This window comes from Micromonospora xinjiangensis (assembly GCF_056150165.1).
Window position 1 is genome coordinate 63,924 of the sequence record NZ_JAXCFO010000013.1, and the last position, 13,786, is coordinate 77,709.

The window sequence follows — 13,786 nt, forward strand, 5'->3', positions numbered from 1 at the left end:
GCCTCACGCCACCGTGGCGGCGATGGCGGTGCGGGCGACCAGCGCGCGACGCAGGTCGTCGTCGGCGTCGGTGACCACCCGGCGCAGGCCCGGCGTCAGGTCGTCGCGGGCCAGCAGGGCCGCGGCCGCCTCCCGGGTGGGTTGCGCCACGGCGTAGCGGGGGAAGGCCAGCCCGGCCACCCGATCGGCCGTCCAGGGTGTACGCAGCCGCGCGGCGCCCGGCATCTCGGCGAAGTACCGGTCCACGTACGCGGCCGTCAGCTCGGCCTGCTCGGGCTGCCAGAACCCCTCCGCGGTCGCCTCGACCAGCCGGTTGGACAGCTCCGTGCTGGACACGATGATCTCCCAGGCCGCGCGCTTGGCCTCGGCGTCGGGAAGCGCGGCGCGGCATCGCGCGGCCTGCTGCTCGCCCACGGCGCTGCGGTCGGCCGCCGCCTCCGCGGCGATCTCCGGCTCGCCCGCCGCGCCGAGCACCACGAGGCGACGGAGCACCGCCCAGCGCAGCTCCGCGTCGACGGCCAGGCCCGACGGCACGTCTCGGCCGGCGAGCCAGCCGGTCAGCAGGTCGGCGTCGGTGGTGCTGGCGATCAGCCCGCGCGCGGCGGCGAGCTGCAACGAGCCGCCGTGCGGCGCGCCGCGCAGCACCGTGGCGCAGGCCTCGGCGATCTGGGCGAGCGCGGTCTCGCGGCCGGCCGGGTCGAGGTAGCGGTCGACCAGCGACCGGCTCAGCGTCAGCACGTCCTCGGTGACGATCACCTCGGTCTCCGCCGGGAGCGTCGTGGCGATGAGGGATACCAGCCCGCCCACCGGCCGCTCCCCGTCGGTCGCCGCGTCCAGCGCCTCCCGCCACAGCAGTGCCCGCGCCAGCGGGTCGGTCAGGCCGGGCAGGACCTGCGGCACCGCCTCGGCCGAGGCCGGGTCGAGGCGCACCTTGGCGAAGGTGAGGTCGCCGTCGTTGAGCAGCAGCAGCCGGGCGGCCGGCACCCCGGTCAGCTCGTGGAGCACGGTGCGGCCCCCGTCGACATCCGGGTCGAGGTCCACCTCGATCCGGTCGACCGTGCCGTCGGCGGCGTACCGGCCGACACCGATCCGGTGTGGACGGAGCACCGGGTGCGACTCGGGGGCGGTCTGCACCACGGCGACCTCGGCGTAGCTCCCGTCCGCGTCGACGGCGACCTCGGCGCGCAGGGTGTTGACCTGCGCCTCCCGCAGCCAGCGCTCCGCCCACCCGGTCAGGTCGCGGCCGCTGGCCGCCGAGAGGCTGGCGAGCAGGTCGGCCAGGGTGGCGTTGCCGAACCGGTGCGCCGCGAAATGCGCGTTCAGCCCGGCCAGGAAGGCGTCGTCGCCGAGCCACGCGACCAGCTGCCGCAGCACGCTGGCGCCCTTGGCGTACGAGATGCCGTCGAAGTTGAGCAGGCCCTGCGCGGCGTCGACGATCTCCTCCGGGGCGACCGGGTGGGTCGAGGGGCGCTGGTCCGCCGCGTACCCCCACGCCTTGCGGCGCAGCGCGAACGTCGTCCAGGCGCCGTCGAACCTGGTCGCCTCCGCGGTCACCCGGGTGCCGAGGTACTCGGCGAAGGACTCGTTCAGCCACAGGTCGTCCCACCAGCGCATGGTGACGAGGTCGCCGAACCACATGTGCGCCATCTCGTGGGCGATCGTGGTGGCCCGCAACTCCCGCTGGCTGTCGGTCACGGCCGAGCGGAACACGTAGTCGTCGCGGAGCGTGACCAGGCCCGGATTCTCCATGGCGCCGGCGTTGAACTCCGGCACGAACGCCTGGTCGTACTTGCCGAACGGGTAGCGCTCGGCGAAGAGCTGGTGGAACCGGTCGAGGCACTGCCGGGTGACGGTGAAGATCTCCTCGATGTCCGCGTCGAGGTGCTCGGCGAGGGAGCGCCGGCAGTAGACGGCCAGCGGGATGCCGTCGTGCTCGTCGCGGCGGACGTGGTACGGCCCGGCGATCACCGAGAAGAAGTACGTGGCCAGCGGCGCGGTCGGCGCGAACTCCCAGCGCCCGGGCCGCGGCGTGGCCGCGAGCTGCCCGTTCGCCGCGACCGTCCACTCCGGTGGCGCCGTGACGGTCAGGGTGACCGGCGCCTTCAGGTCGGGCTGGTCGAAGGCGGCGAAGATACGTTGCACGTCGTCGAGGAACGACATGGCGTAGAGGTACGTCTCGCCGTCGGCCGGGTCGACGAAGCGGTGCATGCCCTCGCCGGTGTTCGAGTACGCCATCTCCGCCTCGACCGTGAGCGTGTTCCGCTCGCGCAGCCCGGCCAACGGCAGACGGTTGTCGGTCAACGCGGCGGGGTCGAGGTCGCCGTCGTTGAGGCGTACGGTCAGCAGCTTCGCGGGCTTGACCTCGGCGAACGTCTCGGCGCCGGGGGTGGCCCGGAACCGGATCGTCACGTGGGACCGGAACCGGTCTCCCCCGCCGGTCAGGTCGAGGTCCACCTCGTAGGACTCGACGGTGATCGCCGCGCCACGCGCGGTCGCCTCTACACGGCTCAGGCTGGACATCCGCTTATCCTGCCCGATGGGGATCCGCACGTGTTCCCCCCAGCGACGTGTGCACTGGAGGATTGACCATGGCGCAGCACCCCAAGGGCGATTTCGACCTGTCCCGCGCGGTCTGGCAGCGGGCCGAGGGTGACGCCTCCGACAGCGCCGTGGAGGTCGCGTTCGTCGACGACCTGATCGGCATGCGCAACTCCGCCGAACCGGACGGGCCGGTGCTGGTGTTCACGCAGGCCGAGTGGGACGCCTTCGTCGCGGGCGCGCAGGACGGCGAGTTCGACCTGGACTGACGCCGCCCACGCCGGGCGGTCACGCGTCACCGTCGCCCCAGCCGAGGCCGCCCGGGCCGGGGGCGTGGTGGAAGCCCGGGTGGCCGGCGACGTCCGCGCACTGCTCGCCGTCGGGGCCCACCGCGCCGCAGAAGAGGCGCTCGGCCCGATGCCAGGCGTCGGCGGGCGAGAGGGCGGCGGCGCCGAGCGCCAGCTCGGGCCGGAGCAGACTGAGCGCCTCGGCATAGCCCACGGCCAGCTCGCGGGCCAGCTCGAGGCCGGCCGCGGTGAAGCCCAGGTGCACGGTGAAGAAGCGCGGCGGCGGCGCGGTCCGCCGTGGCGGCGCGAACAGCGGCGCCTCCGCCACGCCCGGCGCGGGGCGGAACGGCCCGGCTCCGGGTCTGCCGCCCGGTCCGGCACCGGCCACGCCGATGGTGGGCCACCGTCGCCACCGGGACGAGTCGTTCGCCCGCATTTCGCCTCCCGCCATCACACCGCCGACCCCGCCGCGCCCACCCGCCCATCCGGGTCGACGCCCAGCGGTCGGGCCGTTCTCGTCGCAGCCAACCAGGTTTCCGCGCTCCGGGGAGGGGCCAGCGGATGTCGTGATCCGCTGGCCCCCTCCCCCGCCGGCCACCCGTCATCCGCCCTCCGGCGCCCGTCGGGGCTGGCCCCCTCCCGCACCGGCCGCCCCGTCATCGGCCGTCCGGGCGGCCCGGCGCCGGGCCACCGGGAGATCCCCACCGGCGGGATTCAGCGGCCCCGGACCTGGGTAGACGCCACTCGGCCGAGGAGATCGGCACCCGCCGCCACCCGAGGAGGCCCGATGGCGAGCATCCCGGCCGACCGCAGCCCGGAGAGCAGCCTCGCGCTGCTCCGCCACGGCTACCGGTTCATCGGTACGCGCTGCGACCGCCAGGGCAGCGACGTCGTCCAGACCCGGCTGCTGCTCCGGCGGACCATCTGCCTGCGCGGGCGGGACGCCGCGGAGCTCTTCTACGACCCGGAGCGGTTCGAACGGGCGGGCGCCATGCCGATGCGGGTGCAGCGGACGCTGACCGGGCGCGGCGGGGTGCAGGGCCTCGACGACGCGGCGCACCGCGACCGCAAGGCGATGCTGATGTCGCTCATGACGCCGACCGCGATCCGGCACCTGGGCCAGCTCTTCGACGACGAGTGGCGGGCCCGCATCCCGGTCTGGGAGGGGGCCGGGCCCGTCGTGCTCTACCGCGAGCTGGGCCCGATGCTGACCCGGGCGGTCTGCGCGTGGGCGGGGGTGCCCCTGGCCACGACCCAGGTCGACCGGCGTACCGCCGACCTGCACTCGATGATCGAGAGCGGCGCCGCGATCGGCCCGCGGCACTGGAAGGGGCGGCTGGCCCGGCGCCGGGGGGAGCACTGGCTGGCCGAGCTCGTCGACCGCACCCGGGCCGGGGCGCTGCCGGCGCCCGCAGGGAGCCCGCTGCGGGTGATCGCCGAGCACCGCGACGAGCGGGGCCGGCCGCTGCCCCGGCGCATCGCCGCGGTGGAACTGCTCAACGTGCTGCGGCCGACCCTGGCCGTCGACCGGTTCATCGTCTTCGCGGCGCTCGCGCTGCACGACCACCCGACGTGGCGGCAGCGGGTGCGGGAGGACGAGGGGGCCGCCGGCCTGTTCGTCCAGGAGGTGCGCCGCTACTACCCGTTCTTCCCGGCCGCCGCCGCGCGGGTACGGCGATCGTTCGACTGGCGGGGCTACCACTTCCCGCGCGGCCGCCGGGTGCTGCTCGACCTGTACGGCACCAACCACGACCCCGAGGTCTGGCCGGAGCCGGAGCGGTTCCGCCCGGAACGCTTCGCGGGCCGCGAGCCGGACCCGTTCGCCCTGGTCCCGCAGGGCGGCGGTGAGCACACCACCGGGCACCGCTGCGCGGGCGAGTGGCTCACCATCGAGCTGATGAGGCGGGCGGTCGCCAACCTGACCGGCGCCATGCGGTACGACGTCCCGCCGCAGGACCTCGCGGTGAGCCTGCGGCGGATGCCGACGCTGCCGTCGAGCGGCTTCGTCATGACGAACGTCCGCCGCACCGCCTGACGCCGGCCGGTCGGGCTCACCCGTGCGGGTGCAGCACCGCGCGCAGGCAGCCGTCCCGCTTCTTCTCGAACATCTCGTACCCGCGCACCCCCTCCTCCAGCGGTAGCGGGTGGGTCGCCAGGTAACCGGGGTCGATCTCGCCGGTGGCGATCCGGTCCAGCAGCATCGGGATGTAGCGCTGGGCGTGCATCTGCCCCATCCGCAGCACCAGTGCCTTGTTCATCGCCGCGCCGAGCGGGAACTTGTCGACCAGGCCCGCGTAGACGCCGACGATGCTCACCGTGCCGCCCTTGCGGCACGCCATGATCGCCTGGCGGACCGAGGTCAGCCGGTCGGTCTGCAACCGGGCCGCCTGCTTCACGCGGTCGTACGCGTAGCTCGGCCCGACGTCGTGCGACTCCATGCCGACGGCCTCGATGCAGGCGTCCGGGCCCCGCCCGGCGGTCATCTCCCGCAGCGCGTCGAGCACGTCGGTGCGGGCGTAGTCGATGGTCTCCACGCCGAGCCGCGCCGCCGCGGTGGCGAGCCGCTCCGGGAGCCGGTCGATGACGATCACTCGCTCGGCGCCCAGGATCTGGGCGCTGCGCGCCGCCATCTGGCCCACCCCGCCGGCGCCCCAGACGGCGACCACCTCGCCGCCCTTCAGGCCGCAGAAGTCGGCGGCCATCCAGCCGGTGGGCATGGCGTCGGAGGCGAAGACCACCGCGTCGTCGGCCACCCCGTCCGGCACCGGGAACGCGCCCACGTCCCCGAAGGGCACCCGGATGTACTCGGCGTGACTGCCGGCGTAGCCACCGGCGGCGTGCGAGTAGCCGAGGATGCCCGCCGGCGAGTGCCCCCACAGCTTCTCGGTGAAGACCGGCTGCGGGTTGGAGTTGTCGCAGAGTGAGTACTGCTCGGTGCGGCAGTACCAGCAGCCGCCGCAGGCGACCACCGAGCCCACCACCACGCGGTCGCCGACACGCAGCCGCCGCACACCGGGGCCGGTCTCCACCACCTCGCCCATGAACTCGTGGCCGAGGACGTCGCCCTCCCGCATCGCCGGCAGGTAGCCGTTGATCAGGTGCAGGTCGGAGCCGCAGACGCTGCTCGCCCCCACCCGCACGATGATGTCGCCCTCCGCGCGGATCCGGGGCTCGGGCACGTCGCGTACGGCCAGCTTGCCGACGCCCTCCCAGCACAGGGCCCTCATGCCCGGCCTCCCGTCGTCAGCTTCTCGCGCACCTTGTCGGTGGCCCGCTCCTGCCGCTCACTGCGCGCGGACGGATCCCGCCGCGTCTCGATCACCTGGCCGCACTCGATCAGGGACTTCACGCGGCGCAGGGTGTCCCGCAGCCGGAGGTCCGGCTCGTCCCCGGCGGCCAGGCCGAACGCCCGGCGCACCGGCCCGGAGCGGTAGCGCAGCTCGGCGCGGATCTCGGTGCCCCGGTCCTGCGGGGCATCGACGAGCTCCACCCGCCCCTCCTGCGGGACGGGGCCGTCGGTGACCCGCCACCGCAGCACCCCCGGCCCCTCGACCGTGATCTCGGCCCGCCACTCGGCACCACCGGCCGCGTCCCTCGCCACGCACCGCCACCGGTCGCCGTCGAGCCGCTCCAGGGTCGCCCACTCGGCCAGCGCCCGGTCCAACCGCTCCCGGTCGGTCCAGAAGCCGATCACCGCCTCCCGCGGCCGGTCCACGGTGATCCCGCGCCGCACCACGTACCAGCCGTCCTGTCGCTCCGGCTGGTGCCGCTGTCGTCGCAGGGCCACCACCCGGCCCGCACCGACCACGGTCACCACGCCGGCGCCGAGCAGTGCCCATCTCGTCGCCCTGCTGGTCATCACGCCTCCTCGACCGGGCGTCCTCGGGGACGGAACGCCCGTACCGGCAGCGCTACCCGGCAGCGACCGGTCGAAACGACCACGCGGCACCGGGACTGTGGTGGCGGGCGTCGGGCGCACACGGCAGCTCGCGGCCACTGCCCCGTCAGCGAGAGTGGCCGCGAGCTGCGGCGTGCGACCGGTGGTCAGGAGGCGACGTTCTGGCGGGCCTGCTGCGCCTGCTCCCGCACGTCGTGGGCGGCGGACCGGCTGTCCTCCTTGACCGTCGACACGGCCTCCTGCGCGGTCTCCCTGACCGACTGGGTGGCGTGCTGGACGGGCTCCCGCAGCTCCTCCTTCAGCTCGCTCGCGACCTCGGTCAGCTTCCCGGTGACCGCCCCGCTGTGCTCGCTGACCTTCTCCCGGACCTGGGTGGCGACGTGCTGCTCACGGCGGGTCGCGGGGATCAGCGAGGAGGCCAGCCAGCCGACACCGAAGGCGATGAGGCCGGCGGCGAGGGGATTCCCCTCCGACGTACGCCGGACGGCGTGCGGCGCGCGCTGCGCGGCGTGGCCCACCGTCGAGGCGGCCGACTGCGCGGCGTCCCCCACCGCGGACGCGGCCGACGCGGCGCGGTCGCCCACCGAGTGCGCGGCGTGGCCGGTGCTGTGGCCGAGATCCGACGCGGTTCCCATGACGCTGTCCCTCACCTTCTGCATCGCGGTACGGACCCGCTGCTTGCGATCGTCGATGATGCGGCCCGGGCTGACCTTGTACGCCAGCGCGTCCACATCGGAGCTCAGGTTGTTGCGGGTGGCTTCGATCTCCCGGCGGATCTGGTCGGGATCGGTGCTCATCGGGTGACTCCCTCCGGACGGGGCTTGAGGGCCTCGGGGATCCGCTGCACGCTGTCGCTGGTCCGCGGGAGACCGCGGACGCGCCGGGCGTGCTGCTTCGCCATCGAGTAGAGGAGCGCGGCGATCGCGGCCCAGATGACGGCCACGATCAGCCCCGCCCAGCCGGCGTCCATCACGTTGGACAGGCCGGCCCAGAGCGCGAGCGAGAGGAAGAGGGCGACCATGTAGCCGCCGAAGCCCGCGCCGCCGAAGAGCCCGGCGGCCTTGCCCGCCTTGCGGCCCTCCTGGCGGATCTCGGCCTTGGCCAGCTCCACCTCCTGCCGCATCAGCGTGGACAGGTCGGTGGTGACCTGGCGCATCAGCTCGCCGATGGAGCTGCCCCGGACCTCGTCCGCGGTCTGCGCGGTACCGGCGTCCGGCCCCGGCGCCTGCGTCGGCATCGTCATGCTCCCGCCTCCCCTCGCGTCTGCCCGCCCGGTCACGGACGCACCGTGCCGCTGGTCGGCACGCCGGGCAGCGGATCCGTGCGGGTGACCGGGGGCAGCGGCTGGCCGGTGCCGCCGGCCGGGTCGGCGTAGCCGGTGGTCGTCCCCGGGTCGGGGTAGGCGGCCGGGGTCGGGTCGAGGTAGCCGCCCGGCACCTGTTTCCGCACGTGTCCGGGGGTCGGGGTCGGGAGGACGGCGGTCCGCTCCGGGTCGTCGTCGTAGGCGGCGTGGGCGGGGGTGCCGGAGTCGCCGCCGGCGGCGGAGAGGTTGCGGGTCAGGCGACCGGCGAGGACGCCGAGGACGGCCGCGCCGACGAGGAAGGTGCCCGGGTTCCGCCGGGCGTAGTCGCGCACCTCGGAGATCAGGTCGCCGGGCTCACGCGCCTCCAGCCAGCCGGCCACCCCGTGCACCCGGTCGGCGGCCTGGCGGGCCAGCTCGGTGACGGGGCCGGACTGGCCGCCGTGCTCGGCCATGGTGCGCATCTCCTCGGCGAGCGACCGCAGCCCGCCGGCCGCGCGGCGCTGCTGCTCACCGGTCTGCGCGGCGAGCTGGGTGCGGGCCTCGCCGTAGAGGTCACGGGCCTGGCGGGCGGCCTCGCGGCCGACCTCCCGGCCCTGCTCGCGGGCGGTCTCGGCGACGGCGCCGCCCGCGTGGGCGGCCTCGGCGCCGACCTGGCGGGCCTGCTCGCGCACGCCGCCGCCGTTGGTCGACTCCTGCCCGTACGGAGTAGCCGTGGGTGACAGATCGTAAGTCATGATGTCCCTTCCGCTCGGAAGTCGTCGCGGTTGTGCTGGGGGAATCCGTGGCGGGACGTCTCACCGCCGCGGATTCACCTACCCTCCGTCGCCGCGTCCATACCTGTTCCGGCATTTCTCTGCGCCACCGGCGGCCGTAACTTCAAAATGGAGGATCGTCGGGCTGCGTCACGTCGCCGCCACGGACCGCGAGACGAGTGGTCCTCACGATCAGGGCCCGGCAGCCGCGGCGGGACGAATCCTCGGAGGTGGCATCGATGGCACGGGACGCACGCGGTGGCCGACCGGCGGGCCCGAAGCCCCGGGTCCAGCTGGCCGCCGTGGTGGTCGCCGCGGTCTTCCTCCTGGCCGGCGTGCTGGGGTTCATCCCGGGGGTGACCACCAACTACGACGAGCTGGCCGCCGCCGGGCACCACTCCGAGGCCAAGCTGCTGGGCGTGTTCCAGATCTCGATCCTGCACAACGCGGTGCACCTGTTCTTCGGCCTGCTGGGCCTGGTGATGGCCCGCACCCTGGGCGCCGCCCGGCTCTACCTGGCCGGTGGCGGCGCGGCGTATCTCGGCATCTGGCTCTACGGCTTCGCCATCAACAAGGACGGGGCGGCCAACTTCCTGCCGGTGAACAACCCCGACAACTGGCTGCACCTCGGGCTGGGCTTCGGCATGCTCAGCCTCGGCTTGCTCCTCTCCAACCGGTACGGCACCGGCGGCCGGCTCGACACGCCGGTCGACCGTCCCTGAGCGCCGCCCCGACACCCGCGCCCGACCCGCCGTCGGCGTCCGCCGGACTCCTCCTGCGCCCGTCCGCGCTGGGTCGCGTTTGATCGACGACGCCGTGGGGCAACGGAGAGTCACCGGATCGTCCGGTGAGGGAGGTCGAGATGCCGCGCTGGCTGCGGAACAACGCCCTGACGATCGCCATGTTCGGCGCGTTCTTCGTCTTCCTGGCACTGCAGAGCGTGTTCGGATGGCAGACGCACAACGAGGAGCTGGTCGAGTTCGGCGCCGCGCCGCTGAGCTGGCCGGCGTACCTGGGCACCGGGCACTTCGCCGAGGCGGTCTTCGAGAACTGGGAGTCGGAGTTCCTCCAGATGGGCGGCTACGTCCTGCTGACCGCGTATCTGGTCCAGCGCGGGTCGGCGGAGTCGAAGCCGGAGGACCAGACCGACCGGCCCGAGGACGACGAGCGGCGGGCCACCCCGGCGTCACCGTGGCCGGTACGCGTCGGCGGGCTGCCGCTGGTGATCTACCGGAACAGCCTGTCCCTCGCGCTGCTGCTGATCTTCGGAGGCTCGTTCCTCGGCCACCTGCTCGGCGGCACGGCGGCGTACAACGCGGAGCAGGCGTTGCAGAGCGGCGCGCCGCCGATCAGCGCCTGGCAGTTCCTCGGCACCAGCGACTTCTGGTTCCAGTCGATGCAGAACTGGCAGAGCGAGTTCCTGGCGGTCGGCACGCTCATCGTGTTGAGCATCTTCCTGCGGCAGCACGCCTCGCCGGAGTCGAAGCCGGTCACCCGGGCACACGCCGAGACGGGCGCCTGACGGCGACGACCGGACCCGCGCCGTCAGGCCGGCACGGGCAGCCGCTTCGCGAAGCAGACGCTGTACGGGTTGCCGACGTACTCGCCGTACACCGGGATCGGCTCGTACCCGCACGACGTGTAGAGCCCGATCGCCGCCGGCAGGTACGTCCCCGTCTCCAGACAGATCCGGGTGTGCCCCGACCGGTACGCCAGCTCCTCCAGCGCCGCGAGCAGCTGCCGGGCGATGCCCCGCCCCCGGTACGCCGGCCGGACGTACATCCGCTTGACCTCGCCGGTCTCCGGGTCGAGCGCCTGGAGCCCGCCGCAGGCGACCGCCCGGCCGTTGACCACCACGGCGAGGTAGCGGATGTCGTCGTGCGTGACGGTCACCTGCCCGTCCAGCCCGCCGTCGGCCTCACGCAGCTCACGCTGTTGGGCGGCGACCAGCGCGGCGACTTCCGGGTCGGTGACGGCACGGGACTCGATCAGCACCACTTCACGGTAGGCCGGGCGGATTTCCGCCAGGTTTCCGCCAATCGACCCGATCGCGGACGGTAGCGAGCTATTCGGCGTCGTCGACGTCGTCGGTGTCGTCCGCCGCGTCGGCCTCGATCTCGTCCGCGGGCCGCTGCCGGCGCGCCTTGCGGGCGGCGAGCCGCTCCGCCGCGCTGGCCCGGGTCGGCTTCTCCTCCAGCCGCTGGTCCGCGCCGCGGACACCGGGGACGAAGTCGACCCCCGCGTACAGCGTCGGCTGCCAGTCGAACTCGCGCTCACCGATGCGGACCAGGTCGCCCGGCTGGGCCCCGGCCTTGGCGAGCTTCTCCTCCACACCGAGCCGGGCCAGCCGGTCGGCGAGGTAGCCGACCGCCTCGTCGTTGTCGAAGTTCGTCTGCCGGACCCATCGCTCCGGCCGCGCCCCGCGCACCGTGTACGAGCCGTCCGCCTCCGCCTCGATGGTGAAGCCGGCGTCGTCCACGGCGGCCGGCCGGATCACGATCCGGGTCGGCTCCACGATCGGCGCGGCGGCGCGGGCCTGTTCGACCACCTCCGCCATCGCGTACGTGAGCTCCTTCAGCCCCTCCCGCGTGGCGGTGGAGACCTCGAACACCCGGAAGCCGCGCGCCTCGAGGTCGGGGCGGACCATCTCGGCGAGATCGCGGCCGTCCGGCACGTCGATCTTGTTGAGGGCCACCAGCCGGGGGCGGTCCGCGAGCCCGCCGTACTCGTTCAGCTCGGACTCGATGGCCTCGATGTCGGCCAGCGGATCCCGGCCGAGCTCCAGCGTCGCGGTGTCGATGACGTGCACGAGCACCGCGCAGCGCTCGATGTGCCGGAGGAACTCCAGCCCCAGGCCCTTGCCGCTGGCCGCACCCGGGATGAGGCCCGGCACGTCGGCGACGGTGAAGGTGTGGTTGTCGACCCGCACCACGCCGAGGTTGGGCACCAGGGTGGTGAACGGGTAGTCCGCGATCTTCGGCTTGGCCGCGGAGATCACCGAGATCAGCGACGACTTGCCGGCCGACGGGAAGCCGACCAGGCCGACGTCCGCGACGCTCTTCAGCTCGAGCACCACGTCGAGCCGGTCGCCGGGCTCGCCCAGCTCGGCGAAGCCGGGCGCCTTGCGCCGGGAGCTGGCCAGCGCCGCGTTGCCGCGACCGCCCCGGCCGCCCCGGGCCACCTCGAAGGTGGTGCCCGCGCCCACCATGTCGGCGAGCACCGTGCCGTCGAGGGCCTGCACCACGGTGCCGTTGGGCACCTTGAGCACCAGGTCGGTGCCGTTCGCGCCGTCCCGGTGCGACCCGGCGCCACCCTTGCCGTTCGGCGCCTTGACGTGCGGGCGGAAGTGGAAGTCCAGCAGCGTGTGCACCTGCGGGTCGACGACCAGCGACACGCTTCCGCCGTGCCCGCCGTTGCCGCCGTCCGGGCCGCCGAACGGCTTGAACTTCTCCCGGTGGATCGAGACACAGCCGTGCCCGCCGTCGCCGGCCTGCAGATGCAGGACGACCCGGTCAACGAACGTCGTCACGCTGTCAATCCTTCCAGCGGGAGAACTCCCGCACGAGAAAAACGAAGCGGGCCGGGACACCAGCCCCGGCCCGCGACGCCTGCAGAACTACTGCTGCGGCACGATGCTGACGGTCTTGCGACCGCGCTTGGTGCCGAACTGCACCGCACCGGCGGCCAGAGCGAAGAGCGTGTCGTCGCCGCCGCGGCCGACCAGGTCACCGGGGTGGAACTTGGTGCCCCGCTGCCGGACGAGGATCTCGCCGGCGCTGACCACCTGACCACCGAAGCGCTTCACGCCGAGCCGCTGGGCCGCGGAGTCACGACCGTTACGCGAGCTGGACGCACCCTTTTTGTGAGCCATCTGAGGACGACCTACTTCCCGCTGGAGATGCCGGTCACCTTGACCTGGGTCAGCGGCTGGCGGTGACCCTGGCGCTTGTGGTAGCCGGTCTTGTTCTTGAACTTGTGGATCCGGATCTTGGGGCCCTTGGTGTGCGCGGCGATCTCGCCGGACACCGCGACCTTGGCGAGCTGGGCCGCGTCGGTCACCAGGTCGTCACCGTCGACGAGGAGCACCGCGGTCAGCTGCACCGCGTCGCCGGGGGCGCCGGCGAGCTTCTCGACCTCGATCACGTCGCCCTCGGCGACCTTGTACTGCTTGCCGCCGGTCTTGACGATCGCGTACATCGGAGGCGGACTCCCTGTCGTTGAGGCTGCTGGTGGTCGTCCCCACGGCGGCTCGCCGGGTAGCAGTGGCACGGCGGCGCGGGCACGCGGGAACTCGGCGCACAAGAGTGCACCGCAGGCAAGAGTACGCCATGCCCGGGCCGGTACCCAAACCGACCCGGCCGATCAGCCTCGGCAGAGCAGGTCGAAGCGCTGCCGCAGGCGGTCCAGCGCGGTCTCGTCGAGCCCGCCGACGTCGGCGCCCAACGCCTCCACCTCGGCGCTCAGGGCGCGGATCAGGGCGCCCAGCTCCGGGTCGGTGGCCCGGGTCGCCTGCTCGCGCAGCACGGCCCGCCACTCGGCGAGCGCCGCCTCGGCGTTCCGCCGGGCGGTATCGGCCGCCGCGTGGTTGTTCGCGCCGACCGCCGCGACCATCCGGCCCAGCTCCTCGTCGTACCTCCGCAGCGCGGTGGCCTCCACCAGTCGGACCGCGGCGCAGACCTCACGGGTGTTCCCGCCCGTCAGGGTGCCGCCCGGGGTGCTCCCCGCCGGTGCGGTGGACGCCGGTGCGGCACCTCCGGTCGGCGCGGCGGGTGCGGTCGGGGCGGCGTCTCCGGTCGGCGCGGTCACCGGCTCCGCGCCGTCGCAGCCCGCGACCAGCCAGGCGGCGGCGACCAGTACGGTCGCGACGAGCAGCCGGCGCATGCCGCTCCCTCCGCTGCCGGGCGCGCGGTTCGGCGTCGAGGCCGGGACGCCCCACCCGGACGAGCGAGGCCCCCACCCCGCCAGGATGCCGGGTAGGGGCCGTGCCGTCCATCCGGCGGGGCGGCGG

16 protein-coding genes are annotated in these 13,786 nt (G+C 74.0%); 4 read left to right on the top strand and 12 right to left on the bottom strand.

Annotation, left to right across the window (positions count from 1 at the left end; translation table 11 throughout):
- Positions 1-3: 3 nt before the first annotated feature.
- On the bottom strand, positions 4-2,520 hold the full coding sequence (gene pepN / locus SM573_RS29490) for an aminopeptidase N (RefSeq protein WP_474617534.1): 2,517 nt from the start codon (positions 2,518-2,520) through the stop codon (positions 4-6).
- A 68-nt stretch (positions 2,521-2,588) separates the two neighbouring features.
- Here pepN and SM573_RS29495 point away from each other — a divergent pair, with 68 nt between their 5' ends.
- Positions 2,589-2,807, top strand: coding sequence for a DUF397 domain-containing protein (locus SM573_RS29495; RefSeq protein ID WP_474614605.1), 219 nt, complete (start codon positions 2,589-2,591; stop codon positions 2,805-2,807).
- A 19-nt stretch (positions 2,808-2,826) separates the two neighbouring features.
- Here SM573_RS29495 and SM573_RS29500 read toward each other — a convergent pair whose 3' ends face one another.
- Positions 2,827-3,261, bottom strand: coding sequence for a hypothetical protein (locus SM573_RS29500; protein WP_474617535.1), 435 nt, complete (start codon positions 3,259-3,261; stop codon positions 2,827-2,829).
- 351 nt (positions 3,262-3,612) lie between these two features.
- On the opposite strand from SM573_RS29500, the gene SM573_RS29505 reads away from it, so the two are divergent.
- On the top strand, positions 3,613-4,860 hold the full coding sequence (locus SM573_RS29505; protein WP_474617536.1) for a cytochrome P450: 1,248 nt from the start codon (positions 3,613-3,615) through the stop codon (positions 4,858-4,860).
- 16 nt (positions 4,861-4,876) lie between these two features.
- Here the strand turns inward: SM573_RS29505 and SM573_RS29510 are convergent, their stop codons facing one another.
- From SM573_RS29510 to SM573_RS29530, 5 genes are all read right to left on the bottom strand, one after another.
- A complete protein-coding gene (locus SM573_RS29510; protein ID WP_474614608.1) occupies positions 4,877-6,052 on the bottom strand; it encodes a zinc-dependent alcohol dehydrogenase in 1,176 nt (391 codons plus the stop codon).
- Complete coding sequence (locus SM573_RS29515) at positions 6,049-6,684, bottom strand: SRPBCC family protein (protein WP_474617537.1); 636 nt, start codon at positions 6,682-6,684, stop codon at positions 6,049-6,051. Before SM573_RS29515 ends, SM573_RS29510 begins: the two co-directional genes overlap by 4 nt.
- A 185-nt stretch (positions 6,685-6,869) precedes the next feature.
- The gene (locus SM573_RS29520; RefSeq protein ID WP_474617538.1) at positions 6,870-7,520 is read right to left on the bottom strand and encodes a DUF3618 domain-containing protein; all 651 of its coding nucleotides are present in this window, start codon (positions 7,518-7,520) and stop codon (positions 6,870-6,872) included.
- Entirely contained in the window at positions 7,517-7,966 is a 450-nt protein-coding gene (locus SM573_RS29525; protein WP_474614611.1) for a phage holin family protein, read from the bottom strand. The genes SM573_RS29520 and SM573_RS29525 overlap by 4 nt, the downstream gene beginning before the upstream one ends.
- Before the next feature lie 32 nt (positions 7,967-7,998).
- Positions 7,999-8,760: a hypothetical protein gene (locus tag SM573_RS29530; RefSeq protein ID WP_474617539.1), complete on the bottom strand. Its 762-nt coding sequence runs from the start codon at positions 8,758-8,760 to the stop codon at positions 7,999-8,001.
- A 257-nt stretch (positions 8,761-9,017) separates the two neighbouring features.
- Between SM573_RS29530 and SM573_RS29535 the strand changes: the two genes are divergently transcribed.
- Entirely contained in the window at positions 9,018-9,500 is a 483-nt protein-coding gene (locus tag SM573_RS29535) for a DUF4383 domain-containing protein (protein ID WP_474617540.1), read from the top strand.
- A 125-nt stretch (positions 9,501-9,625) separates the two neighbouring features.
- The gene (locus SM573_RS29540) at positions 9,626-10,300 is read left to right on the top strand and encodes a DUF6766 family protein (RefSeq protein ID WP_474614614.1); all 675 of its coding nucleotides are present in this window, start codon (positions 9,626-9,628) and stop codon (positions 10,298-10,300) included.
- Positions 10,301-10,323: 23 nt separating this feature from the next.
- Here SM573_RS29540 and SM573_RS29545 read toward each other — a convergent pair whose 3' ends face one another.
- The 5 genes from SM573_RS29545 to SM573_RS29565 all read right to left on the bottom strand — a co-directional run bounded on the left by SM573_RS29545 (position 10,324) and on the right by SM573_RS29565 (position 13,659).
- A complete protein-coding gene (locus SM573_RS29545; RefSeq protein WP_474614615.1) occupies positions 10,324-10,773 on the bottom strand; it encodes a GNAT family N-acetyltransferase in 450 nt (149 codons plus the stop codon).
- A gap of 70 nt (positions 10,774-10,843) precedes the next feature.
- Positions 10,844-12,307 carry a GTPase ObgE gene (obgE, locus tag SM573_RS29550; protein WP_474614616.1) on the bottom strand — a complete coding sequence of 488 codons (1,464 nt, stop codon included), beginning with the start codon at positions 12,305-12,307 and terminating at the stop codon, positions 10,844-10,846.
- An 87-nt stretch (positions 12,308-12,394) separates the two neighbouring features.
- On the bottom strand, positions 12,395-12,649 hold the full coding sequence (gene rpmA / locus SM573_RS29555; RefSeq protein ID WP_474614617.1) for a 50S ribosomal protein L27: 255 nt from the start codon (positions 12,647-12,649) through the stop codon (positions 12,395-12,397).
- 11 nt (positions 12,650-12,660) lie between these two features.
- Positions 12,661-12,975 (bottom strand): 50S ribosomal protein L21, encoded by a 315-nt coding sequence (gene rplU, locus SM573_RS29560; RefSeq protein WP_120331153.1) that lies wholly within the window; start codon positions 12,973-12,975, stop codon positions 12,661-12,663.
- A 165-nt stretch (positions 12,976-13,140) separates the two neighbouring features.
- Positions 13,141-13,659, bottom strand: coding sequence for a hypothetical protein (locus SM573_RS29565; protein WP_474617541.1), 519 nt, complete (start codon positions 13,657-13,659; stop codon positions 13,141-13,143).
- Positions 13,660-13,786: the final 127 nt, after the last annotated feature.